The following is a 24,976-nucleotide window of genomic DNA, read 5'->3' on the forward strand; positions in this document are numbered from 1 at the left end:
AATGAAATCATTTTTATATACACTTTTACTATTTACTGTTACACTCAATGCACAGACAGCAACAAAAGAACAAATTATTTCTGACCTGCCAGAAATAGAAATCACAGAGGGAGTCAATCTGCATATTATTTCTCCGGAACCTATCCAGTACGTTGATCTGTCTACAGAAAAACTGACAGGAGATTTACCGACGACCAATATTGCAAGAATCAAAATTACAGACAGCCAAACATCTGAAGAAAAAGATAAAAAGAAAAAGACCTCCATCTTTTTTAATGGAAATCAAGTCGGAATTATTACCGTTGTGGGGCAATCTTTTATTGCACAGTATAAAGCGGTTTACAGACATTCTGAAAACTTAAATACAATTACCAATATACATATTCAGCCAGAAGCGATGCAGCCCATTGAATTTGATAAAATGGTGTTCTCTAACCTTGAACTCAGAAAATTTGCAATGGGAATTATTCAGAAGAAATCTGAAGGTAATCCAATCAGGGAAGAGAAAAATCTCAAACTTAGTTTCCAGCTCAACAATGTGTATGTCATTAGTGATTACATCTTTCTTGATATGACCTTTAAAAATAACTCTAATCTGAGCTATGATATTGAGGCGTTAAAATTTTCCATAGAGGATAAAAAAATCCATAAGGCTACAAATAGCCAAAGCATCGAGATGACGCCACTTTTTCAGTTGAATCCTCAAAAACATTTCAAGAAGAATTTCAGAAATATTTTTGTGTTCAAAAAGTTCACTTACCCGAATTCTAAGGTAATGATGATAAGGTTGATTGAAGAACAGCTGTCGGGTAGAACCATTGAAATGAAAGTTAATTATTCTGACATTCTAAAAGCTGATACTTTCTAGGCGGAAGTTCCGCTTACCATTAATTAATATGAAACTATAATAAACTGCTATGCAAGAACAACAACATCAAATTAAAATCTATGGATTCCTGCAAAAGGTGGTCTATGCTGTAGTTGCATTGGATTGTGCTTCGCTGTTTTATCTGAATGCTGATGTTCCTGTAGTTTCCAATTTATTGAAGAACTTCTCTAAAATGAGTTTCATTTATCCTCCCATCAATGCAAAATTTGCCACGGTGGTTTTGATTGGATTGGTTGCTGTTGGAACAAAAGCTAAGAAGAAGAGAGACCTTAATATATACACAAAGATTGGAATTCCAATAGTGTTAGGGTTATTGATGATTTTCTCATCCTTGATCTGGCAGGATGAAGCTGGAAATAGAGAGCTTCCGCATATCTTTCCGGGGCTTAATTTTTATCAAATCATCTATGCAGTTCTTTCTTTTTTAGGAGCAGTTATTCTTCAGATGGGAGCAGACAGTATTTCTAAATTGATGCAGCAGAAAATGGGAAAAGACCGATGGAATGTTGAAGAAGAATCTTTTGATCAAAACAAAGAACTTGTAAACACGGATACTTCTATCAATATCCCTTATATTTTTAGATATAATAACAAAACCTATGAAGGCTATATTAATATCGACCCTTTTAGAGGAACAATTGTAATCGGAGTACCTGGCTCTGGAAAATCATTTGGGGTTATTAATCCATCTATTAGACAAATGATTGCTAAAGGATTTTGTCTTTGCATTTACGATTTTAAGTTTCCTGACCTGGCGCAAATTGCTTATTATCATTACTTATTGAAAAAAAGTAGAGAATCAGATTACAATTACAGTTTTCATATTATCAATCTTAATGAAGTAGAAAAATCAAGAAGAGTAAATCCGTTCCATAAAAAGTACATTCAAACATTGGCTGAAGCTCAGGAAATGGCTGAATCTATGGTTTCTTCATTGCAAAAAGGAGGATCCAGCTCAGGAGGAGGTTCCGAAGCTTTTTTTACTCAATCGGCAATTAACTTTCTTTCATCTTGTGTCTACTTTTTTGCTACGTTGGAAAATGGGAAATATTCAGATCTGCCGCATATTCTATCTTTTATGAACCGCAGTTATAAAGAGATCTTTGATACACTTTTTACCAATGAAGAGATTCTTTCCTTGCTTTCACCATTCAAAACAGCCTATGACAACAAGGCTTTTGATCAGTTGGAAGGACAAATTGGAACTTTGAAAATCTTTCTTTCCCGATTGGCAACTAAAGAGAGTTTTTGGGTATTCTCAGGAGATGAAGTTGAGCTTAAAATAACAGATAAGCAAAATCCTTCAATTCTGATTTTAGCTTCTGATCCGAGCACACAGGACATTAATTCAGCCTTATACTCTTCAATTCTTAATAGGACCTTACGCCAAATCAATTCTAAACATAATTTACCTGGTGGAATTATTGGCGATGAATTCCCAACAATATACATTCATAAAATTGACAATATAATAGCAACAGCAAGAAGTAACAAGATAGCTGTTTTATTAGGGCTTCAGGAAATTCCACAGCTTCGACAGTTTTATAAAAAGGAAGTCGCGGATACTATTTCAGCGATTGTCGGAAATGTTCTTTCCGGTTCTGTAAGAAATAAAAATACCTTGGATTGGCTTGAAAAATTGTTCGGAAAAATTAAACAAAAGTCTTACTCCCAATCTATTTCGCAGCAAGGAACATCGACCAGCATCAATGAAAAAATGGACTTTATGATTCCTGCAGGAAAAATTGCTGCACTCAAAACCGGTGAAATGGTTGGAATGATTGCGCAAGGAGAAGAGAACAGTAGTGAGGAATATAAAACTTCTGCAATAAGAGGAAAAATCAATCTTGATATGAAAGCTATCAAGGAGGAAGAACAAAACTATGTAGCTATGCCTAATTACTATTCATTCGTCGATAAAAAGGGCAATAATCGTAAAGAAGAAGTTCTGATGACCAATTTTAGAAAAATAAATAGAGAGGTGGAACTCATCGTAAACGAAAATATTAAAGATTAATACAGTGGGATTAAAAATGAAAAATATAATAACAGTGCTGTTTTTAGGTTGCTATTCGTTGGTTTTTACACAGTTCAATACACTGACTCCTAAAAAGGTTACATCCAACGAGATTCTTAAAGAACAACAAAGTTTTCAGAAGCAATCTACCTTCAAAATAGAAAAGGAGCAAAAAAGCATTATTAACAGACTTTTCAATGCTCCAACTAAAAAAAATCTGAAAAAGGAGATTGATTCTCTGAAGACATTAATGCTTCGTTACAATGTATCAAGAATTGAGGAAAGTAAGGCAGACTCAAAAATCGATAATGACTCACTCTTACAAAACTATAAAAAGCAATCAACAAATCTGGAAAATTCAAATACAGAAAAGCGTATTAAAAAGTTTGATTTCGTTAATGAAGAGGAATCTATCTCAAAAATAAGTATGCCACTTAACAATAGGATGATGGTTACTTCTCCTTTCGGATGGCGGGTTCATCCTATTTTTGGAGCTAATAAATTACACAACGGTGCAGATTTTAAAGCCAACTATGAAAATGTATATGCTGTTTTAGATGGAGTTGTAATTGCATCGGGTTGGGATTTAGGTGGAGGAGGGAATTATATTAAAATCAGGCATTCTAATTCATTTATAACCTCATATCTCCACCTTTCAGAAATGTATTACAAAGCTGGAGAATTTGTAAAAGCCGGATTCATCATTGCAAAAAGTGGGAATACCGGAAATTCTACCGGCGCGCATCTTCATTTTTCAGTGACAGAAAATGGAAAATACATTAACCCCATCCGATTTCTAAATGATCTTATTAATGCCAATAATTTAATTGCCAACTACTATGAATCACGAGCAAACTCATACAACCAACATTAAACTTCTAAACATTATGCAAAATCACAATTTACCAACGGACGAACTTAAAAACTTTGGAATTATCAATGACGATTTTACATTTTCCAAAAAGCTAAGCGAAGATGATATTCAGAAATTTCTTCAAGGATATACCATCGTTGCCGACAATGATAAGAATAGAGCCACTTTTCAGCTCACAGAAAATAATACAAAACTGAAGGTCATCTTTCTTGAACGAGATAAAAGCCTAACTAAACTTCTTGAAAATAGTAAAGAGAAAGTTCAATATACGGACATTAAAGAGCTTTCAAATGAATTTCCTTCACTTGAAAAGAAGGCTTTTGTATTCGATAGTGAAACAGGAAAAGTTGTAGAGTTTGATTTCATCAAAAATGCGACAGAGCTTACTGCTATCATTGCTGATAAAAAGGATGCGCAGGAACTTAATCGTTATAAAAACGAATTGCTAAAACTTAAAGGCTTTCTACAAGATAAAGTCGACCAATATCCTGAAATAGCAAAGGAAATCACAAACGATGTAAACATTGTTTCGAGAGAGATTGACGCTGTAAGTCACATTACTGAAACTGAAAAACAACTTTCAAAAGGAGGTGATTCAGATATTCAACTGAATGTGAATGATAGAGATATGTATGAAGATGCTAACAGAAACAGGAAGGAGCAGGAAGAACAATCTGAGGAACAGGAGAAAAGAAGAGGATTCAGAAGATAAAATCTCAAATAATTAAAAATTGTGGAGAATAAATTATCCTGGTTCGACAGAGTGATTACTCCAAAAACCAAAACTTATAAAGATTTTGAAAAAGAAATAAAAAATACAGCTCCCGAAAATTTTTTTAGAGATGGAGAAAGAAGGTTTTCCAATCAGGAAAAAAGATTTATGCAAATCTATAAATCCAGAGAAAGTCAAATGATTCAGGGATCTGCTTTTACTGTGAATTCCATTTTTAATTCAGATAGTAAAGCATTGATTAAAACAAACTTTAAAAGCTTTAGTGAAGCTGTAAGATTCCTTGATAAACAGAGAATCGATGACAGATTTTTAATAGTACAAGATAATACTTCCTTTAAAGAAGTAACTATTAGCGATGAAGCTTCAAAGCAAAAATTTCTTTCAGATTCTTGGGCAAAAGAATTGGAGAAAAGAACAGATTTAAGTTTGGGGATGACCAATACACAAATTGATGAACAACAGGCCCACCATTACCGGAATTATGAGATTGAAGCAGGAAAATTGGGAATAGAAATTAATCCACTCACTGAGGAACTTCACAAGAGCTGGGAAAATAGTAGTCAACTTGATTGGGAAGAAGACAGTTTCGAATTTGATGACCTGTTTTCAAAAGATGACTTTGATGAAAGTTTGGTTCCTGCATCTGGTCTTCCTGAAGGATGGATTTGGCGCGAGTACGATGATGGGAGCGGTTCTCTGAAAAGTCCAACTGGTAATATTTATTATAGTTATGATATACAAACCCAAGAATATAAGTCATCCTCATTTGGCAATGGTTGGACTGATATGAAAGATCTTTATGATCGACCGAAAAGTTTGAACGAATTCAAAACCTATGTGGAAAATGACCTGAAGGGAAAAGCACCTCAAAATAATCTTACCCCTAAGCTTTCTGAAGATGAAAAAAATAATCTGCTCAATTACGTACTTATTAATAAAGAAAATGAATTTATCCTAGAAAATCTGCACTTAACAGATAAGCAAAGAAAGAGTTTTTCAGAAAAAGTAGAATTTGGAACGACGGAGGGAGATTACACATTAACAAATAAACAATTAGAGAAAATTCCGGATGTACTTGACGGACATCACTTATCAAAGAATGATAAATACGCCTTGGCTTTTGGCTTATTGGAAAGACAAGGGAATGGCGAATCCTATAAATTATTACAAAATGGAGAAATTTTAAAAACTTATCTCGATGAAGATAACTTATCAATATTCAGAATATTAACAGTCAATGATATAAATTTTAACAATCAAAACCCAAATATTATGGAAAAACAACAAGACTTTGACCAAGTAAAATATCTTAAAGACCAAATGAAATATCTCGGTTTTGGAGAAGAGGAAAAACTTCACAAAGATTTAGAAAAAGGTATCAACTCAAAAAAGCAAGAGTTTGAAATTAAGACTAGCTCAGATAAAACCTTACCCGCAAATAAGGTTGATTTTATATTAAAATTCAATAAAAGTGAAAGCGGAGGTGTTTTTCTTAATTCCTACAATGCAAAATTGACTAATGACAACAGTGAGGAGATCTCTCATAATTTTCCTGTTAGCCGGGATAATAGTTTTACAGCAAAAGAAGCGGTCAATCTTTTGGAGGGACGTAGCGTGAAAATTGAGTTTCTCAATCCAAAGAGTCAACAAGTCGAACCTGCTTTTGTTCAATTTAACTTCAACGAACCGAAGACCGAGAAGGGAAATTATTACTTCCAAAATTTCTACAAAAACTATGGTGTCAATACGGCTAAGATTGTTGACAAATCTAATCTCGTATTTGACAGACCTGAATGGAAAGAAAGCGCAATAAAATCTCTAGAAAAAGGGAATGTATTAAAAGTAAAATTCAAAGAGAATGATCAGGTCATAGAAGGAAAAGCAGTTCTGGATCCTCAAAATCGAAATCTTAAACTTTATGACAATGAAATGAACAGGCTTAATACTAACAAACCTTTAGAAGGCCTGGAGCAAGATAACAAGAACGATAAAGCCAATGTTAGGGAACAAAGCATCAAAAGATAAAAATTTTACTTACCATAATACCATCGGAAGCGGTAAGTCAATATGATTTGCCGCTTTTTTATAAACTCAATTGAAATGAAACTAAAATTAATATTTCTACTTAATGCAATTCTATTTACAGTAAGTTCTTGTCACAAGGAAATCGTTTCTGAAAGTGGAGGGATTGATCTTATTTCCAATGTCTATTTTGATGCTTCGAAAGGTTTGGACCAAATGGAAAGCTTTCATCTATCTAAAATAAACTATTCTCAAAATCATTTGATAGAATTGGTTCCCGATACTTCGTTTCCGGAAATTAATAAACAAACTTACTACATTAAAGATTCATTGTACTTCCAGGTAGATCCATCAGAGAATAATATCATATTTTCAGCAGTTTCTCAAAAACAAAGACCATTATCGGTTTGGGACAAAAAAGTAGGTGCTATATTTTCCAAGGATTGGATTCTCAACTACAGAAACAGAAGAAATTTGTCTGATACAGTATTATTCAAAAAAAAATTTAAACGCTTTGAAATCAACTCTCCTTGGAATTATACGCGTTTTTACATTTATCCTACAGATACTATTTTACCATATTCCTTTTACAGACACGCCGAAAAAGACTACCATGGTAGACTGGAGCGCATTGATTCTTATAATAAGAAGAGCGACATTTTCGTAACCCTTCAGCTGCTACCCAGAAAAAAATGGGATGATCAGGCAAAAGAATTATTTGAGTTCAACAACTTCGTAACAAGCAGAAAAAACAATTGAGTATGTCATTGGATTCTTCAAATTTTAAAGATGATATTTCTGTTATCAATGGAAGCAAGAATGAGCTTGTTGTATTTGAAAAGGAAACTGATACGCTCTCATTTCTCGAATTATTGAAGTTGAATAATCAAAACAATAACAGAACTCTTGTTACACTTAATTCTGCGAGTAATACTAATAAATTTCTCAACCGATTTAAAGATTTTGATGGGAAAATATTTTTATGTTTGGAAGCAAGCAGAATAGGGGATGCTGCAACGCTTAAAATTTTAATGGAATTGAAGCTGAAGAATAAGAATATTAAAGATATCCGAAGTATGTATGAGGTATCCCAAACCGCAAATAAGAATCTGAATGAATATCTACAAAACAAATTAAATCTTCAGAATAAAAATATTAATTTAGTTGAACCAAAAAAATCAGAGGATGCAGAAGTTATCATTAGACCAACAAGAATTTCCGACACTCAGCACTTGGGATCCAAATTTTCTGAACGAAATTCTGGAGAGTCTCTCCAAAGAAGCCAATCCGAACAAAACGGAGATTACTCAGGAGGACAAACTTTGGGCAGCAACGATGCTGGAAATGGACTTGAAAAGTCAGAACGGAACGATCTTGGAAACACAGGAAGAGAATCCATTGACAGAGCACAACCTGAAAATGTTGAAGAAAATGAAGACAGAAAACATTCCTTGGACGGAATCCTATCCGGGAGAATTGTATCCGATAGAATCGAAAGAAGAGTAGATGATTCCAAAAATATTGAGGAATTAAATTCTCTTATTTCAAAATATAAAGGTCAAAAACTGACCAATGAACAAGTTGCAGAAGTAGTTTCTGCAGCTTGTTTTGTTTCCGAGGATAGAAAAATTACTTTACATCCAAATGTTGAGATTTCTGACGATGTAAAAAATATTTGCAATCAATACAAAAGTGGTGGTACTGCGAAGGAAGGGCGTGGAATCCTTGATGAATATTACACGGATTCAAAGATTGTGGAGGCAATTCGCAATCTTATAAAAGACCAATTCAAAAATCAAAAAGAGATTTCAGCTCTAGAGCCAAGCGTAGGAACCGGAAGTTTTCTTTATGCTATAAAAGATCTCTCTGTAAAAATAAATGTTACAGCTTTTGAAATCAATGATACTACAGCTAAAATTGCCAAAATTTTCCATCCTGAAGCTGACATCAATCTGCGCTCGTTTGAAACTGAATTTATTAATGAAAAAGGTCAAAAAACTGACGCAAATGACTATAATGAAAAGTATGACTTGGTTATTGGGAATCCGCCTTATGGAGAACATCGAGGTCTATACAAAGGATTAGGGGAAGAACCCAAAATTAGTAAGTACGAAGATTATTTTTTCAAACGTTCTTTAGATTCTTTGAAATTAAATGGTGTTTTGGCAATGGTACTTCCTTCAGGTTGGCTGAACAGGCAGAAGAAATTAGAAAATGTAGAGATTATGAAAGCCTACAGATTACCTTCAGGGGCTTTTGCCGGAACTCAGATCGAAACTGACATTATTATCCTTAAAAAATCATCGGTAAAAATCACTGAGGATATATCTGATTATTTTGAAAAGAACCCAGAAAATATCTTAGGAGAAATTCGGAAAAAAAGCAATCGTTTTGGGAGAATGGAGCAATATGTCCACGGCAATTTGGATAATGCTTTACATATTCTGCACCGGCTTCAAAACAAAAATGAGACAGAAAGAATTGGAAATCTGTTTGAAGATTTTATTCCAGAGAATACTGAACCGGAAAACAAAAATACAGTCAATGATAAAACGGAAATAGATAATGAAACCGAAAGCGGAGTAGCACTGAATGATGTTACAGACAAAATCACTGAAGTTCTTTCATCCTTAAAGGAAATCAAATTTAAATCTCCGGCTATTGTCAAAGAAATTGAGAAATATTCCAAGCTCAAAGAACAGATAGAAAAAGATGCTCAATCTTTTAATTCCAAAGAGCTAAAGGAGGTTTTTGATAAATCCGAAAAAATAATTCAAACTCAAAAAAGGAAAGACTCAGAATATAGAACTCAGACAAAACCGGAAATCAAAAAAGGGGTTTTAAAATATCTGTTTTTCAAATCTGATGAAGTTCTAAATACTTCTCTTCAAAATAGCAGTTCAATTTCCAAAGAACAAATTGATGCTTTTCGTGATACCAATTATGACGGGACTTTGAATAATTATGGTAAACACTATCAATTTGCCAATTTTATTGATGGAAAGTGGATGCACGATTTTTATTATGCAGAAGGAAATATTTATGCAAAGCTGGAGCAGTTAGAAAAAGATTTTGCTGATAAGTATGCTGTTGGCGGAACAGAAGATCAGTATGATAAGCAAATGAATCTGCTTCTTAGTGTTGTACCAATTCCTAAATCTTTGGATGACATATCCATTAGTCCCAATCACGAATTTGTACACAAGTTTGCACTTGGTCAAGTAGAAAAAGAGAAATATAACCCAAATTCAAAACTGGTCGAAACTGTAATTGTAGATTACAATCTTGCAGAAAAGTTTAAAGATTTTGTAGGAGATTTATCAAGTGATGCGTTTGCAGGTTCTTCAGCTTGGGAGGTCAAAAGTTTCGTAGATAATGAAACAGTTACTGGAAGTGACAAGGAACGAAATGCTTTGGTTCGTGAAAGGCGTAAAGCTGCAGCTAATGATCTGTTTCAAAAATTCATTCGTGAAGAATTATCTGATGAATTGAGAGAACGTTTTGTAAAAGAATTTAATAGAAACTTCAATAGCATTTACGTTCCGGATTATTCCAAATTCCCATTGTTTTCGAAAATCTATCAGAATTTTAAAGGAAAAGAACTTAGATTGACTGAAGTTCAAAAAGCGGGAATCGGAAGATTAACAACAAAGGGAGTTGGGTTGCTTGCTCACGAAGTTGGTTTTGGAAAAACACTTTCTGGAATATTGTCAATGCACGAAGCGATGGAGCGTGGAAACGCTAAAAGACCTTTGATTGTTGTACCCAACGACAGTATTTTAAAACAATGGATAGAAACAATTTTTGAAACTGTTCCGAAGGCAAAACTAAATGTGCTGGGCAATCTTGGAAAGGATTATGATCTTTCCAAATTTGATAACAGAGATGGAGAAATCACAATCGTTACTTATGAAGGTTTTAACAATATTGGTTTTTCAGAAAATATTACTCAAGATTTAGCCGCAAAGTTTTCGTACATCTCAGAGAGTGAACTAAGAAGTGTGAACTCCATCAGCGAGCGAGATTTTCAGATAGAATTAGAAAAAGAGAGGGAGCTGGAGGGCAAAATGAAACGTGGAAAAATCCACGACTGGGAAGATTTTGGTTTTGATCATCTAACTTTTGATGAAGTTCACAACGCCAATCATATTGTGGGAAAAGTAAGAATTGAGGATCGAAGATTTGCATCCGATTTTAGAAGCCAAAATCAACAGACTTCCAAACTTGGGATCAATACTTGGATGGCTTCGCAATATATACAGGATAAATACAATGGCAGAAATGTTACGTTACTTTCAGCTACGCCTTTTACCAATAAGCCTCTGGAGTATTATTCAATTCTTTCATTGATTGCCAATAAGAGGTTGGAAGAATCTGGCTACTTTAATGTCAACAACTTCTTTGAAACCTTTATGGAGGCGGATACTGATATGGAAATTGATGCTATAGGAGATGTAAAGTTCAAGGCCAATGTTCGGAGGTTTAAAAATAATTCTTTGTTTCAACAGCTTTTGTCTGAGTTTATTGATATAAAAGGAGAAGATGATAACCCTGAACTGATTCGTCCTACGAAAATCAATAAAGAGTATAAAATTGAGCAGAATGATTTAACTCAAGAACAGTATGATTTACTGAAAGAAAATTTTGAAGAAACTCAAAAGGGAGCAATTTTAACTCACATACTAAATGCGAGGCTTATTGCAATTTCACCATATCTGTCACCATATTATGATGGAGAATTACCTTCAGTAAAAGAATTTATTGAAAATTCTCCAAAGCTTATTGATACAATGAATCTGATACGGCAGAATAGAAATGATATTCCCGATGCAGGCCAGATCATTTATTCTGAGTTAGCAGTTTCAGAGTTCCCTAAAATTAAGGAGTATCTTGTAATAGAAGTTGGTTATAAACCAGAAGAAGTGGGTGTCATTACAGGAGCAACGAGCAAACCAAACAGATTGAAAATTCAGGATGATTTTAATTCCGGAAAAATTAAAATCATCATTGGCAGTGAAGCCATTCAGGAAGGAATGAACCTTCAGGAAAATACGACCGATCTGTATATGCTTTCTCTTCCCTATAATTTTACAACCTTGAGACAAGTTGAAGGTCGTGCTTGGAGACAGGGCAACAAGTTTGAAAACGTGAGAATCAATTTTATGCTCACTAATGATAGTATCGATGTGTTTATGCTACAAAAGTTACAGTCTAAACAAGCAAGATATTTAGAAGCGATGAAGAAAGGAGCGAATGTATTAGATATTTCTGACATAAGTACCCAAGAACTCAAGACCTCTATTATTACTGATCCGGAAACGAGAGCAAATATTGAAATAGAACTCTTAAAGAAGAAAATTGAAATTGAAAAAAATAAACATCTTGCAGACATTGCATTTGTACTCAGAAAACACAATGACTTCCTAAAAGTAAAGGAGATGGTCACCAAAGCTGAAGAGTCATATAACAGAATCTTAGGTTATTCTAAAAATGTTGATGGAAATACTGATTACTGGAAAAATCAACTTCCATCTTATCAGAAAACGATTGACTTGGCTAAAGCTGAAGTTCAAAAAACAGTAGAATTATTAGCTGAAAAAGGAGTTAATGTTGCAGAAATAGAAGTTCAATCCAAAAGTACAGAAGATAAAATTGTAGAGTTTGATAAGAAACTTGAAAATCTTCCTGAAATTAGAAGTAAATTGGTAATTCAATACAAAATTGAAAAAGAGGAACAAATGAAAATTAATAAGCATAGAGACTATGTAAGAGAAAGAACCATTGATAATCGTATTTTGTATAATAGTTTCTTAGCAGTAAGCTCCAATAATAATGTTGAAAAGGTTTCTGTCATAAACAGAAAGAGGTAAAGAAACCTTTAAAATTCTATGATTATCATAACATATTAATTATCTATAAAATTAGGCTCAACTTAAAATCAATAAAAAATTAAATGATTTTTATTTTGTATTTCAAAAGTACATCGTAATATTGCAATATAAAATAATGAAATATGGGGGCAACTAAGACTGAGCATTTTACGGACAAACAAAACCAAATTGCAACAATTGCAAAAGCATTAGGACATCCTGCGCGAATAGCAATTATCGAGTATTTGATGAAAGTCAATGAGTGCATCTGTGGAGATATCGTGAACGAATTGCCTTTAGCCCAACCAACAGTTTCTCAGCATTTAAAAGAATTGAAAAACGCAGGAATTATAAAAGGTAACATTTCTGGAAACGCTATCTGCTATTGTATAGACGAAAAGACAATAGAAATTCTAAACACTTATTTTTCAGCTATAGTACAAACTGTGACCAAATCAAAATGCTGTTAAGTATTTTTTTACCTTAATATATCGCAATATTGCATTTAAGCTATAAAGATTCAATTATGAAATTATCAGAAGTAAAACAAATTTTGCCAACATTAGAAAATGTTGAATTTCAATTAGAAAATGGAACTTTTGTTCCGGAACATTTTCACGTTACAGAAGTAGGAATGATTAATAAAAACTTCATTGATTGTGGCAGTGTCATTCGTTCAGAGAAGGTTGTGAATTTTCAACTTTGGAATGCAGACGATTTTGAACATCGTTTAAAGCCTAACAAGTTACTCAACATTATCAAACTCTCTGAGGATAAATTGGGAATCGAGGATTTTGATATTGAAGTTGAGTATCAAAGTGATACTATTGGAAAATACGATTTAGAATTTAATGGGAAAACATTTATTCTAAAAAGTAAGACTACTGCTTGTTTAGCACAAGACGCTTGTGGAATCCCATCAGAAAAAGAAAAAAATAATCTAATTGAACTTGGTGTAAATCAAAACAATTCTTGTCCGCCAAATTCTGGATGTTGCTAATTCAATTTCTATGAAAATAAAGCCGATTACCAAAGACAATTTTTCAGAACTGGTAGAAATCTATAGTCAGGGATTAGCGACTAATATCGCTACTTTTCAAAATGATTTGCCCCTATGGCAAGATTGGGATAAAGGACACCTTGATTTTTGCAGGATTAGTATATATGAAAATAACGAAATGCTTGGTTGGACTGCATTATCTCCTGTCTCCAACAGATGTGTTTATTCGGGTTTAGCAGAAGTAAGTATTTATGTTGCAACAATTGCAAGAGGAAAAGGGATTGGTGAAATGTTGTTGAATGAATTGATTAAGCAGAGTGAGTTAAATGAAATATGGACATTACAATCTGGGATATTTGCAGAAAACAGAGGTAGTATAAAATTGCACGAGAAATGTGGTTTTAGAATAGTTGGCTACAGAGAAAAAATTGGAAAGAAGAATGGGGTTTGGAAAGACAATATATTAATGGAGTACAGAAGTAAGATTGTCGGAATCGATTAAAAATTAAAATTATAAAATCAATAAAAATGAAAATTGCATTATTCAGCGACATTCACGCTAATCTCCCAGCATTAGAAGCATTCTTTGCAGATGTTGAAAAAAGAAATCCCGACAGCATTTATTGCTTGGGAGATTTAGTAGGTTACAATATCTGGCCAAACGAAGTGGTCAATGAAATTCGTAAAAGAAAAATACCAACTATTGCAGGCAACTACGATTTTGGCATTGGGAGAATGAGCAATGAATGTGGTTGCGCCTACAAAACGGAGGCTGAGAAGGACAACGGAAACATTTCTATATCTTTTACCAATTCATTGATGAGAGATGATGAGAGGGCTTACCTGCGCACACTTCCAGCACATATAAAAGTAGAATTCAAATTGAACGAAGATAAACTAAACCTGCTTTTGGTACACGGGAGTCCGAGAAAAATAAACGAATATCTCTTCGAAGACCGTGAGGAAAAAAGTATGCTTCGTATTATGGAACAAGCCGATGCCGACATTATGTGTTTCGGACATACGCACAAGCCCTATCACAGAGTTTTAAATTCGGGTGTTGATGGTGAAAATCATTTCCGCCACGCAGTGAATATCGGTTCCGTTGGTAAGCCAAAAGACAACGATATAAGAGGTGGTTATGCGATGTTGACAATTAATGAAAACAGTTCTGTTTTGAACAAAGAAAGCATCAGTGTAGAATTTATCCGTTTCGACTATGACTTTGAAAAAGCTGCAAAGGCTGTGGAAGACAGCCCTCTTCCAAACGAGTACGCAGAGAATCTAAGACGTGGCTATTAATCTAAAAAATCTAAAAAATGGAATTTCCAAATGATTTAAAATATTCAAAAGAACATACGTGGATAAGCATACAGGACAACACAGGTACAATAGGTATCACAGAATTTGCACAAAGTGAATTGGGCGAAATCGTATATGCAAATTTACCAAACATTGGATATAGTTTTCAGCAGGACGAAGTATTCGGTTCTGTTGAAGCGGTTAAAACGGTCAGTGATTTATTTATGCCAGTATCGGGTAAAATCATTGAAACGAACCAACTCTTATTAGAAGAGCCAACACTAATCAATTCAGAATCTTTTGGAAACGGTTGGCTGATAAAAATTGAAATCAAAGATATTACAGAATTAGAAAAATTATTGACATCAAACCAATATAGAGAACTTACAAATTAGACACACAATGCAGCCAAAACTAAAATTTCTTGACCGTTACCTAACCTTATGGATATTCCTTGCAATGGCAATAGGTATAGGTTTAGGACATTTCTTTCCGGGAATATCAAAAATTACAAATACTTTATCCATTGGAACTACAAATATTCCATTGGCTATAGGTTTAATATTAATGATGTACCCACCATTGGCAAAGGTTGATTATTCATTATTGCCCCAAGCATTTAAGGATAAAAAAGTAATCGGTCTGTCATTATTGCTGAATTGGGTCATTGGTACTTTATTGATGTTCGGATTAGCCGTTTTGTTTTTACGCAATGAACCCGATTATATGACAGGGTTAATACTGATAGGTTTGGCAAGATGTATAGCAATGGTAATCGTATGGACCGATTTAGCTAAAGCAAACAGAGAATATACAGCTATGTTGGTTGCGTTAAACAGCATCTTCCAGGTACTTTCTTACAGTTTCTTAGTTTGGTTATTTATCAATGTTTTACCTTCAAAATTAGGATTAGCTAATTTCAATGTAAGCGTATCAATGAAAGATGTTACAGAAAGCGTATTGATATACTTAGGTATTCCATTCTTAGCAGGATTCGTTAGCCGTTACTTCCTTATTAAATCAAAAGGTACAGAATGGTATAATCGAAAATTTGTACCCAAAATATCGCCCATTACATTGTACGCTTTACTGTTTACGATAGTTTTAATGTTCAGCCTGAAAGGTGATAAAATATTAGAGTTGCCAATGGATGTAGTAAAAGTAGCCATACCATTAATCATCTATTTTGTACTGATGTTTTTTGTCAGCTTCTTTATCAATAAATCTCTAAAAGTACCTTACGACAAAAACGCATCCATCGCATTTACAGCAACAGGAAACAACTTTGAATTGGCAATCGCTGTTGCTATAGCAGTTTTCGGTATTCATTCCCCACAGGCATTTGTAGGCGTTATTGGACCTTTAGTAGAAGTTCCGGTACTGATACTTTTAGTACGTGCAAGTTTGTGGTTGAAGAAAAAATATTACAGTTAGAAATAAGTAATAGAAGTTATGAAACGACAATAGGATTTCAACCGATGTGCAAAAAATATAGGGTTCAATAATTAAAACAAGCGTACAAAATGATAGAACTAATTAAACCCATTCCCGCATTTCTTGTACGGAAAATTAATAAGGCAGTTAAGTTTTATAAAGCTCGATTTGGTTTTGAATGCAGACATCAGGAAGAAACTTTTGCAATATTAGTTAGGGGTGGTATAGAGCTGCATTTGTGGGCTTCCTGTAATTACAGTTGGAAATGGAAAAGTGTTTTTTTATTTCTAAAACCGATTAGTAGCGGAGCAGAAAGTTTTTTGGCAGGTACACACAGTTGCAGGATTGAAGTAAAAGGCATTGACTAACTGTATAAAGAACTAAAAGAAAAAGAAGTTTTACACAAAAACGAAAATAAAAAGCACATATTATGGTACAAGAGAATTTGCAACATTAGACTTGTATAGGAATTTGATAACTTTTTATGAGGATATGATATAGCGTGAAAAATAATTATAGAAAGAGTTAGTGTATAAAAGAGCCTTGTTAAAACTGTAAAGAACAAGACAATGAAAGTTAAATTGTTTATTTAAGCAAACGCTAAAATAAACAAATTAGCTATATTTGCACCATGGATAGTATTTCTTGCATTAGACAACAGGCAGACATTAAACAAATCAATCGCTGTAAAGAACGAGTTTCGGAACTCCAAGGTTCGTTTGACTATTTATCTAACGGACTGGAATTGGCGGGAAACAATGTAAGACTGAAAATCCTGTTTCTTATTTATGAAGAACGAAAACTTTGCGTTTGTGATTTAAGCGATATTCTCGGTATGACAATTTCTGCAATTTCTCAACATTTACGAAAACTCAAAGACCGTAAACTAATTGAAACTGAAAGAAAAGCACAAACTATTTTTTATTCATTAACAAAAGAGTATGAAAAAATGCTGACCCCATTTTTTGAAATACTTAATGATAATAAAATTTTAGAAACTATATGAAAACGGACAACAAACTAATCGGTACTGGTCTTTTTACGGCAATTGCTGCTTCATTATGTTGCATTACACCTGTTTTGGCTCTCATAGTAGGAACAAGCGGGGTTGCTTCAACATTTTCTTGGCTCGAACCTTTCCGACCATATTTTATTGGCTTGACAATTTTAGTGCTTGGTTTTACTTGGTTTCAAAAGTTGAAACCCAAAAAGCAAATTGACTGTAAATGTAAAATAACTGAAAAACCCAATTTTATGCAAACAAAATCATTTTTAGGAATTATTACCGTTATGGCGGCTTTACTTTTATCATTTCCAATTTACGCTCACATCTTTTTTCCAAAGCCCGAAAACAAAACAATTATTACCCAAAGTTCCAAAATTCAGAAAGTTGAGTTTACAATTAAAGGAATGACTTGTTCAGGTTGTGAACATCATATTAAAACAGAGATTAGCAAACTAAAAGGAATTATCGAAGTTGTCGTTTCCTATGAGAAAAGCAACGCTATTGTCAAGTTTGATAATAAGCAAACCAGTATTGCTGAAATCGAAAAAGCTATCAATTCGACAGGTTATAAATCACTAAAAAGTAAAGTTATATCATAATGGAAATTAAATTACAATCAATAATAACTTGCCCAAAATGTGGGCACAAAAAAGAGGAAACAATGCCAACTGATACTTGTCAGTATTTTTATGAATGTAAAAATTGCAAAACAAGGTTAAAACCACTACAAGGCGACTGCTGTGTGTATTGTAGTTATGCCAGTGTTCCTTGTCCACCAATACAAAAAGAAAAAAAATGTTGCTAAATAGAACGCATTTTATATAAATCACATAAAAAATCGGTAGGTTTTACTAATTATTTTTAAACAATTGTAAGAATAACTTATGGCATCAACAGAAAAAACATTATCAGAGGTAATTGAAATATTAAGACTAAGAGGTTATACTGAAGATTTTAACCTATTGGAAGAAAATATCTCATATAAAACAGGAGGTGAAAAGGTCAATTTAAGTGACATAGTTATTGATAAAATTTATCGTTTTACAGGGCTGAATGACTTGGAAGATGAAGCTATCTTGTATGCAATGAGAAACCAAAAAGACGGAGCAAAAGGTATTTTCGTAAATGGCTATGGCACGTACTCCGACAGTGTAGCAAATAGCATCATAGAGCAAATAGCAGTTAACGAAGATGATAACAATGATTGGACAAAAGAAATTTGAATTAGAATGACAGAATTAGAAAAAATTTTAAACCAAAAAGGCATAAAGCCTACCGCTATGCGTTTGTTGGTGGTAGAAAAGCTATTAAAACAACAATACGCAGTAAGCCATAAAGAGCTGGCAGAACAGTTTGAGAAAGCAGATAGTGTTACCTTATTCAGAACACTCAAAATATTTCTGGAACACAAACTCATCCACACCATTGATGATGGAAGTGGAGTTGTAAAATACGCACTATGTCAATCTGGATGTAATTGCAATTTATCAGAACTACACACACATTTTTATTGCACCGACTGCAAACATACCTTTTGTCTTACGGAAACTGAAATTCCAAACATCAAAATTCCTCAAAACTTTAAATTAGAAGGAGCTAATTTGGTTCTCAAGGGGAAATGCTCAAGCTGTAGTTAATACACCTTTAAACTTTGCAATTCAATTGCACTAATTATATTTTACATTTGTAGTCTGATGAAAATATTTGTAATCCTATTCAGTATATACTTTATGGCATTATCGGTAATGCCGTGTACTGATGCGTGCGATATTAGCATAAACAATACTACAAAATCAGAATTTATACAAGCGGGTGATGGTCAAGAAAATAGCATTGACGTATGTAGCCCTTTTTGCTCCTGTGCCACTTGTCCCACTGTTGCTGTTTTTACATTTCAAACTTTCAAAATAGGCGAAGCTAAGTCTAGTTTCGACAAAATACAAAAATTCCCACTTTGGGATTTCGGGTTCAATTCCAACTACCACGGAAATATTTGGCAGCCGCCAAAGATTAATGCCTAAATTTTTAGCGACTGTATTTTATTGTCGGTGTATGGGCATCCATTCACTATTAAATAACGTACCCCCTCAGTCGAGCATTTAGCTATTCATTTCACATATATGGAGTGGAAGAATTTATATCCACTATTTATTAATCTTTAATCATATGAATTGTGTTAGACAGTATCATAAAATTTAGTATAAAGAACAAACTTGTCATCGGAATAATGACATTGTTACTCATTATTTGGGGAGTGTGGAGTGCCACAAAATTACCCATTGATGCCGTACCCGATATTACAAATAATCAGGTACAAATAATTACGGTTTGCCCAACATTGGCAGCTCAGGAAGTAGAACAATTAGTTACCTTTCCCATAGAGCAAAGCATTGCTAATATTCCCGATTTAGAAGAAACCAGAAGTATTTCGAGGTTTGGTTTGTCCGTAATTACAGTTGTATTCAAGGAAAAAGTAGATATTTATTTTGCCCGACAGCTCATTAACGAAAAACTGAAAGAAGCAGAAGAAAAAATTCCGAATGGAATAGGAACGCCGGAACTGGCTCCGGTAAGTACAGGACTTGGTCAGATATACGAATATATAATACATCCCAAAAAGGGAAGTGAAAATAAATACAATGCCAAAGACCTACGTACAATGCAGGACTGGATTGTAGCAAGGCAACTGTATGGTACTCCCGGAATTGCAGAAGTAAATAGTTTTGGCGGCGAGCTAAAACAATATGAAGTAGCTGTTAATCCTAGTCGCTTAAAGGCTATGGATGTAAGTATTACCGATATTTTCAACGCTCTTGAAAGAAACAACCAAAATACAGGGGGAGCATATATTGATAAGAAACCAAGTGCTTATTTTGTTAGAGGTATTGGTATGGTTACATCATTAGATGATATAAAAAACATTAGTGTAAAGAATAATCCTGGCAGTGTTCCAATTTTTATAAAAGATGTGGCGGATGTACGATTTGGTAATGCTGTAAGATATGGAGCAATGACATATAATGGAGATGTTGATGCAGTAGGTGGTGTTGTGATGATGTTAAAAGGCGAAAACGCCAATAATGTAATTGAAAAAATAAAAGAAAAGCTTCCTACTATACAAAAGTCATTACCTGATGATATTATTATTGAGCCCTATATAGACCGTTCAGTTTTAGTTGACAAGGCAATGAGTACCGTAGAAAAAAACCTGATAGAAGGTGCATTGATTGTAATCTTTGTATTGGTACTTTTTTTAGGAAATTTTAGAGCAGGATTAATTGTAGCTTCCGCTATTCCCTTAGCAATGCTGTTTGCCTTGGCGATGATGAATGTGTTTGGTGTAAGCGCCAACTTAATGAGTTTGGGAGCCATAGATTTTGGGTTGATTGTAGATGGGGCAGTAATTGTTGTGGAAGCCACATTGCATCATTTAGGCTTACGAAAATCTAAACAAAGGCTTACACAAACTGAAATGGATGAGGAAGTTTTTCTGTCTGCCTCCAAAATTCGTAGTAGTGCAGCATTTGGTGAAATCATTATACTAATTGTTTACATTCCTATTCTTACGTTAGTGGGCGTAGAAGGCAAAATGTTCCGTCCGATGGCACAGACTGTAGGTTTTGCCATTTTTGGAGCTTTGATTTTATCCTTAACATACATACCTATGATGTGTGCTTTGTTCTTATCCAAAAAGCCTTCACATAAAGAAACCTTTTCCGATAGAATGATGAATTGGTTACAAAGAAAATATCAGCCTTTGCTTGAAAAAGCGATTAGCATAAAGTATTGGTTCGTTGGTATCGCCATTGCCATATTTGCAATTAGTATTTTCTTGTTTAGCCGAATGGGAGGAGAATTTATACCCCAACTACAAGAAGGAGAATATGCGTTTGAATTTAAAATGCCTATTGAAACCTCATTATCACAAAGTATAGAAACTTCGATGCTTGCTTCGAGAATTGCCAAACAATTTGATGAAGTAAAAATGGTGGTAGGTAGAACTGGAGCTGGTGAAGTACCTACTGACCCAATGCCTCCAAGTGCAACAGATTTAATAATTATTCTTAAGCCTGAAAGTGAATGGAAATCCGGAAGGACATACGATGAATTAGGCGATGCAATAGAAGAAAAAATAGCCGTAATACCTGGCATTATTGTCGAAAAAAGCCAACCCATTCAAATGCGCTTTAACGAACTTATGACAGGGGTAAAACAAGATGTTGCAATTAAGATTTTCGGAGAAAATTTAGACACACTAGCGTTAAATGCCGATAAGGTTAGCAAAGTTATACAAACAGTAAAGGGAGTTACAGTGCCTCAGGTAGAACTGGTAAGCGGGTTACCTCAAATTAATATTGAATACGACCGAACTCGTTTAGCCAATTATGGAGTAAATGTAGAAGATGTAAATAATGTTGTAAGTACTGCTTTTGCAGGAAAAAGTGCAGGTGTGGTTTTTGAGAATGAAAGGCGATTTGATTTAGTTGTGCGTTTAGATAGTACCTATAGAGGTAGTATTGAAGATGTAAACAATATGATGATACCAACTAGCACAGGCAGTCAAATTCCTCTATCACAGGTGGCTACAATTGACTATAAATTAGGACCTGCGCAGATAAGCCGTGAAGCTGGAAAGAGAAGAATTGTAATTGGTTTTAATGTTGCAGGCAGAGATGTACAAAGTGTGGTAGAAGAAATTCAAAAAAAGTTGAACAACCAAGTAAAATTACCATCAGGGTATTATTTCACTTATGGAGGACAGTTTGAAAATTTACAGGAAGCAAGCAATAGATTACTGATAGCTGTTCCAGTTTCTTTAATATTGATATTTGTACTGCTTTACTTTACTTTCAGTTCCTTTAAACAGGCAGGATTAATTTTTACAGCCATCCCAATGAGTGCAATTGGAGGAATACTAGCTTTGTTACTTCGAGGAATGCCTTTTAGCATCAGCGCAGGTATTGGATTTATTGCATTGTTTGGCGTTGCTGTCCTAAACGGAATTGTACTGATAGGTATTTTCAATCAATTAGAAAAAGAAGGAGAAAAAGATGTATTGAAACGGGTAATCGAAGGAACTAAAATCCGTTTGAGACCAGTTTTGATGACTGCAACAGTAGCCAGTTTAGGATTTCTGCCAATGGCTTTGAGCAGTAGTGCAGGCGCAGAGGTACAAAAACCATTGGCTACAGTTGTTATCGGTGGTTTGGTAACTGCAACATTCCTTACCCTATTCGTACTGCCTCTATTGTATATCATCTTCAATTCAAAAATTAATTTAAAAAGAAAATTTAAAGTGAAACCCATTACAACTATCGTTGTGTTACTGCTATCATTGGTAGGTTTTACAGCAAACGCACAAACGAAAGATTTATCCAGTGTTGATGAAGCAATAAACATCGCGCTGAAAAATAATCAAACCATAAAGGCTTCAGATTTAGAAATTGATGCAAGTAAAGCCTTGAAAAAAACTGCCGGAGAATTACCAAAATTAGGTTTTAATGCACAATTGGGGCAGTACAACAGTACAAAATTCGACCAGTCTTTTGAAGTGGCACAAACTATTCCTTTTCCTACATTATTCGGAGCAAAAAAACAATTGATTAATGCCGAAATAAAAGGGAAAGAATTACAGAAAAATCTTACCGTACTAGAGTTAAAAACGCAGGTCAGAACTTACTATTATCAAATCCTATATTTGCAACATAACCAAAAGCAATTACAACAGTTAGATAGTCTGTACAGCGATTTTATAGAAATAGCACAGCTTCGTTATAAAACCGGCGATACAAAAAAAGTGGACATCAGTACGGCAGAAGCTAAGAAAGGGGAAATCAATTTATTGTTAAAACAGAATAAAGTGTTTTTAAATAATGCTGTTGCCAGTCTGAAAACTTTGATGAATACAAGAGAGGATTTTCTCATTGCAGAAAATGGAATTTTTCAACCTTTACAAATCAGCAATTTATTGGATAATGATGTAGTAGCAAGTCATCCCGCCATTCAATCCTTGTATCAGGATGCTGTTATTGCAGAACAGACCAAAAAGGTAGAACGTTCCCAAGGTTTACCTGATTTTACAATTGGTTTTACAAATCAATCTTTAATAGGTTTTCACACAGTAAATGGTATGGAAAAATATTTTAATTCTGGTAACCGTTTCAATTCTGTAAATATTGGCATTGCAATTCCTATCACTTATGGTGCTACCAAAGCAAGGATAAAATCTTTGGACTTCAGAAAACAGGCTTCCGAAGCCAATGCTCAGCAGCAGCAGCAAGCATTAACAACACAATTACAAAATGCTTTGCAGCAATACCAACAGGATATGCAACAGTTTAATTATTTTCAGCAAGAAGCATTGCCTAATGCCAAAGAAATAGTATCAGCGGCACAATTAGGGTATAAAACAGGAGAAATTAGCTATGTGGAATATCTTTTTGCATTGCAAACCGCAACCGACATTCAATTAAATTATCTGAAAAGTATTCAGCAGGTAAACCAGTCTGTAATCAATATTTATTCTCTCATTAATCAATAAGTAAAAAATGAAATTCAACATAAATAAAATCACAATTGTAACAGTGATAACTGTTTTAATATTTGCATTTTCCGCTTGCAATAATCAGAAAGATGGAAATGGGCAGAACCAGGAAGCAAAAGAAATTCAAAGAGAAGAAGCCGAGGAAGAAGTACCAACCATTGCCACTCTTTCAGAGGAACAATTAAAGATAGTTGGAATAAAAATAGGCACAATAGAACAAAGAGAGCTGTCTGCAACTATCAAAGCAAATGGAAATCTGAATGTTCCTAATAACAACAAAGCCAACGCTACAACTTTATATGGTGGAGTGATAAGAACATTGAAAGTTCAAATTGGGGATTATGTTAGAAAGGGTGAAATAATAGCAACTATTGCCAATCCGCAGTTTATACAATTACAGGAAGAATATTTGAGTGTAGTAAGTAAGATAACTTTTGCAGAGCAAGAGCTATCAAGACAAAAAGAGTTAAATGAAGGAAATGCTGGCGCAAAGAAAAATTTACAAAGTGCAACAGCCGAATTGAACAGCCTTCGTACTCGAAAAGCGTCTTTACATCAACAACTACAATTAATGGGCATCAATCCCAGCACCTTATCAAACAGTAATTTGAAATCTGCTCTGACAGTAATTAGTCCTTTAAATGGCACAGTAAGTAATGTTTACGCTAAAATTGGAAGTTATGTAGATGTTTCTTCGCCGGTAATTGAAATAGTAGATAACAGCTCATTACATTTGGATTTACAAGTATTCGAAAAAGATTTACCACAAATAAAAATCGGGCAAACTATTCATTTTAGATTGACAAATAATCCAACCACAGAATATGAGGCTACGGTTTTCAATATCGGTTCATCTTTTCAAAACGAGAGTAAAACTATTGCTGTACGTTGTCGTATAAAAGGTAGTAAAATTGGTTTAATTGATGGAATGAACATAACAGGGGTTGTAAGCTTAAGCAATGTAACTACACCTGCTGTTCCCAATGATGCCATCGTAAATACTGATGGTAAATATTATATTTTCGTACAAACCGATAAAAAAGCAGAAGAGCATCACGAAGAAGGTAAAGAAGAAGAAAATCATAAAGATGCTGATAAAAATGAAAAGGAAGATAAGGCAAGTATAAATTTTGAAAAAATAGAAATATTGAAAGGGGTATCTGATATGGGGTATACCGCAATTACTTTTATCAAACAAGTTCCTGCCAATCCAAAAATCGTTGTAAAAGGAGCATTTTTTGTAAATGCAAAATTATCTAATGCAGGAGAAGACGAAGATTAACCA

General features: G+C 34.0%; 22 protein-coding genes. All 22 read left to right on the forward strand.

The genetic code is table 11. From position 1 onward, the window contains the following. Position 1 precedes the first annotated feature (1 nt). The 22 genes from traN (at position 2) to NBX25_RS05495 (ending at position 24,973) form a co-directional block, all read left to right on the forward strand. Complete coding sequence (gene traN, locus NBX25_RS05395; protein WP_002981123.1) at positions 2-868, forward strand: conjugative transposon protein TraN; 867 nt, start codon at positions 2-4, stop codon at positions 866-868. Positions 869-917: 49 nt separating this feature from the next. Continuing rightward, a complete protein-coding gene (locus NBX25_RS05400; protein ID WP_002981122.1) occupies positions 918-2,906 on the forward strand; it encodes a type IV secretory system conjugative DNA transfer family protein in 1,989 nt (662 codons plus the stop codon). Positions 2,907-2,922: 16 nt separating this feature from the next. Then, positions 2,923-3,780 (forward strand): M23 family metallopeptidase, encoded by an 858-nt coding sequence (locus NBX25_RS05405; RefSeq protein ID WP_002981121.1) that lies wholly within the window; start codon positions 2,923-2,925, stop codon positions 3,778-3,780. A 13-nt stretch (positions 3,781-3,793) separates the two neighbouring features. Beyond that, complete coding sequence (locus NBX25_RS05410) at positions 3,794-4,492, forward strand: hypothetical protein (RefSeq protein WP_250253008.1); 699 nt, start codon at positions 3,794-3,796, stop codon at positions 4,490-4,492. 21 nt (positions 4,493-4,513) lie between these two features. After that, complete coding sequence (locus NBX25_RS05415) at positions 4,514-6,538, forward strand: hypothetical protein (protein ID WP_002981119.1); 2,025 nt, start codon at positions 4,514-4,516, stop codon at positions 6,536-6,538. Positions 6,539-6,613: 75 nt separating this feature from the next. Continuing rightward, the gene (locus NBX25_RS05420) at positions 6,614-7,294 is read left to right on the forward strand and encodes a hypothetical protein (RefSeq protein WP_002981118.1); all 681 of its coding nucleotides are present in this window, start codon (positions 6,614-6,616) and stop codon (positions 7,292-7,294) included. 2 nt (positions 7,295-7,296) lie between these two features. Further along, positions 7,297-12,405, forward strand: a complete 5,109-nt coding sequence (locus NBX25_RS05425; protein WP_002981117.1) for a helicase-like domain-containing protein — start codon at positions 7,297-7,299, stop codon at positions 12,403-12,405. Positions 12,406-12,548: 143 nt separating this feature from the next. Continuing rightward, entirely contained in the window at positions 12,549-12,875 is a 327-nt protein-coding gene (locus tag NBX25_RS05430; protein ID WP_002981116.1) for an ArsR/SmtB family transcription factor, read from the forward strand. A gap of 56 nt (positions 12,876-12,931) precedes the next feature. After that, positions 12,932-13,405, forward strand: a complete 474-nt coding sequence (locus NBX25_RS05435; protein WP_002981115.1) for a DUF6428 family protein — start codon at positions 12,932-12,934, stop codon at positions 13,403-13,405. Positions 13,406-13,415: 10 nt separating this feature from the next. Next, on the forward strand, positions 13,416-13,907 hold the full coding sequence (locus NBX25_RS05440) for a GNAT family N-acetyltransferase (RefSeq protein ID WP_002981114.1): 492 nt from the start codon (positions 13,416-13,418) through the stop codon (positions 13,905-13,907). Positions 13,908-13,933: 26 nt separating this feature from the next. Then, the gene (locus tag NBX25_RS05445) at positions 13,934-14,707 is read left to right on the forward strand and encodes a metallophosphoesterase family protein (protein WP_002981113.1); all 774 of its coding nucleotides are present in this window, start codon (positions 13,934-13,936) and stop codon (positions 14,705-14,707) included. A 17-nt stretch (positions 14,708-14,724) separates the two neighbouring features. After that, positions 14,725-15,102: a glycine cleavage system protein GcvH gene (gcvH, locus tag NBX25_RS05450; RefSeq protein WP_002981112.1), complete on the forward strand. Its 378-nt coding sequence runs from the start codon at positions 14,725-14,727 to the stop codon at positions 15,100-15,102. Positions 15,103-15,109: 7 nt separating this feature from the next. After that, the gene (gene arsB / locus NBX25_RS05455; protein WP_002981111.1) at positions 15,110-16,141 is read left to right on the forward strand and encodes an ACR3 family arsenite efflux transporter; all 1,032 of its coding nucleotides are present in this window, start codon (positions 15,110-15,112) and stop codon (positions 16,139-16,141) included. An 89-nt stretch (positions 16,142-16,230) separates the two neighbouring features. Further along, a complete protein-coding gene (locus tag NBX25_RS05460; protein ID WP_002981110.1) occupies positions 16,231-16,509 on the forward strand; it encodes a VOC family protein in 279 nt (92 codons plus the stop codon). A 263-nt stretch (positions 16,510-16,772) separates the two neighbouring features. Further along, on the forward strand, positions 16,773-17,147 hold the full coding sequence (locus tag NBX25_RS05465) for an ArsR/SmtB family transcription factor (RefSeq protein ID WP_002981109.1): 375 nt from the start codon (positions 16,773-16,775) through the stop codon (positions 17,145-17,147). Continuing rightward, positions 17,144-17,746, forward strand: a complete 603-nt coding sequence (gene merTP / locus NBX25_RS05470) for a mercuric transport protein MerTP (RefSeq protein ID WP_002981108.1) — start codon at positions 17,144-17,146, stop codon at positions 17,744-17,746. The genes NBX25_RS05465 and merTP overlap by 4 nt, the downstream gene beginning before the upstream one ends. Next, entirely contained in the window at positions 17,746-17,952 is a 207-nt protein-coding gene (locus tag NBX25_RS05475; protein ID WP_081457773.1) for a GDCCVxC domain-containing (seleno)protein, read from the forward strand. Before merTP ends, NBX25_RS05475 begins: the two co-directional genes overlap by 1 nt. A 79-nt stretch (positions 17,953-18,031) precedes the next feature. After that, on the forward strand, positions 18,032-18,370 hold the full coding sequence (locus NBX25_RS05480; protein ID WP_002981107.1) for a hypothetical protein: 339 nt from the start codon (positions 18,032-18,034) through the stop codon (positions 18,368-18,370). Positions 18,371-18,376: 6 nt separating this feature from the next. Then, a complete protein-coding gene (locus NBX25_RS05485) occupies positions 18,377-18,784 on the forward strand; it encodes a Fur family transcriptional regulator (RefSeq protein ID WP_002981106.1) in 408 nt (135 codons plus the stop codon). A gap of 57 nt (positions 18,785-18,841) precedes the next feature. Next, positions 18,842-19,168 carry a DUF6660 family protein gene (locus NBX25_RS24755; RefSeq protein ID WP_349815566.1) on the forward strand — a complete coding sequence of 109 codons (327 nt, stop codon included), beginning with the start codon at positions 18,842-18,844 and terminating at the stop codon, positions 19,166-19,168. A 152-nt stretch (positions 19,169-19,320) separates the two neighbouring features. Continuing rightward, the gene (locus NBX25_RS05490; RefSeq protein WP_002981104.1) at positions 19,321-23,688 is read left to right on the forward strand and encodes a CusA/CzcA family heavy metal efflux RND transporter; all 4,368 of its coding nucleotides are present in this window, start codon (positions 19,321-19,323) and stop codon (positions 23,686-23,688) included. 7 nt (positions 23,689-23,695) lie between these two features. Then, positions 23,696-24,973 (forward strand): efflux RND transporter periplasmic adaptor subunit, encoded by a 1,278-nt coding sequence (locus NBX25_RS05495; RefSeq protein ID WP_002981103.1) that lies wholly within the window; start codon positions 23,696-23,698, stop codon positions 24,971-24,973. The last annotated feature ends 3 nt before the right edge of the window (positions 24,974-24,976 follow it).

This window comes from Chryseobacterium sp. Marseille-Q3244 (genome assembly GCF_940807095.1).
GTDB lineage: Bacteria > Bacteroidota > Bacteroidia > Flavobacteriales > Weeksellaceae > Chryseobacterium.

What these genes read in the sequence shown, in the direction of transcription:
- NBX25_RS05405 (WP_002981121.1), top strand. Translation starts at nt 2,923, where the DNA reads ATGAAAAATATAATAACAGTGCTGTTTTTAGGTTGCTATTCGTTGGTT.
- NBX25_RS05485 (WP_002981106.1), top strand. Translation starts at nt 18,377, where the DNA reads ATGACAGAATTAGAAAAAATTTTAAACCAAAAAGGCATAAAGCCTACC.
- NBX25_RS05495 (WP_002981103.1), top strand. Translation starts at nt 23,696, where the DNA reads ATGAAATTCAACATAAATAAAATCACAATTGTAACAGTGATAACTGTT.
- NBX25_RS05410 (WP_250253008.1), top strand. Translation starts at nt 3,794, where the DNA reads ATGCAAAATCACAATTTACCAACGGACGAACTTAAAAACTTTGGAATT.
- merTP (WP_002981108.1), top strand. Translation starts at nt 17,144, where the DNA reads ATGAAAACGGACAACAAACTAATCGGTACTGGTCTTTTTACGGCAATT.
- NBX25_RS05465 (WP_002981109.1), top strand. Translation starts at nt 16,773, where the DNA reads ATGGATAGTATTTCTTGCATTAGACAACAGGCAGACATTAAACAAATC.
- NBX25_RS05425 (WP_002981117.1), top strand. Translation starts at nt 7,297, where the DNA reads ATGTCATTGGATTCTTCAAATTTTAAAGATGATATTTCTGTTATCAAT.
- NBX25_RS24755 (WP_349815566.1), top strand. Translation starts at nt 18,842, where the DNA reads ATGAAAATATTTGTAATCCTATTCAGTATATACTTTATGGCATTATCG.
- NBX25_RS05435 (WP_002981115.1), top strand. Translation starts at nt 12,932, where the DNA reads ATGAAATTATCAGAAGTAAAACAAATTTTGCCAACATTAGAAAATGTT.
- NBX25_RS05475 (WP_081457773.1), top strand. Translation starts at nt 17,746, where the DNA reads ATGGAAATTAAATTACAATCAATAATAACTTGCCCAAAATGTGGGCAC.
- NBX25_RS05400 (WP_002981122.1), top strand. Translation starts at nt 918, where the DNA reads ATGCAAGAACAACAACATCAAATTAAAATCTATGGATTCCTGCAAAAG.
- traN (WP_002981123.1), top strand. Translation starts at nt 2, where the DNA reads ATGAAATCATTTTTATATACACTTTTACTATTTACTGTTACACTCAAT.
- NBX25_RS05430 (WP_002981116.1), top strand. Translation starts at nt 12,549, where the DNA reads ATGGGGGCAACTAAGACTGAGCATTTTACGGACAAACAAAACCAAATT.
- NBX25_RS05460 (WP_002981110.1), top strand. Translation starts at nt 16,231, where the DNA reads ATGATAGAACTAATTAAACCCATTCCCGCATTTCTTGTACGGAAAATT.
- gcvH (WP_002981112.1), top strand. Translation starts at nt 14,725, where the DNA reads ATGGAATTTCCAAATGATTTAAAATATTCAAAAGAACATACGTGGATA.
- NBX25_RS05480 (WP_002981107.1), top strand. Translation starts at nt 18,032, where the DNA reads ATGGCATCAACAGAAAAAACATTATCAGAGGTAATTGAAATATTAAGA.
- NBX25_RS05420 (WP_002981118.1), top strand. Translation starts at nt 6,614, where the DNA reads ATGAAACTAAAATTAATATTTCTACTTAATGCAATTCTATTTACAGTA.
- arsB (WP_002981111.1), top strand. Translation starts at nt 15,110, where the DNA reads ATGCAGCCAAAACTAAAATTTCTTGACCGTTACCTAACCTTATGGATA.
- NBX25_RS05445 (WP_002981113.1), top strand. Translation starts at nt 13,934, where the DNA reads ATGAAAATTGCATTATTCAGCGACATTCACGCTAATCTCCCAGCATTA.
- NBX25_RS05440 (WP_002981114.1), top strand. Translation starts at nt 13,416, where the DNA reads ATGAAAATAAAGCCGATTACCAAAGACAATTTTTCAGAACTGGTAGAA.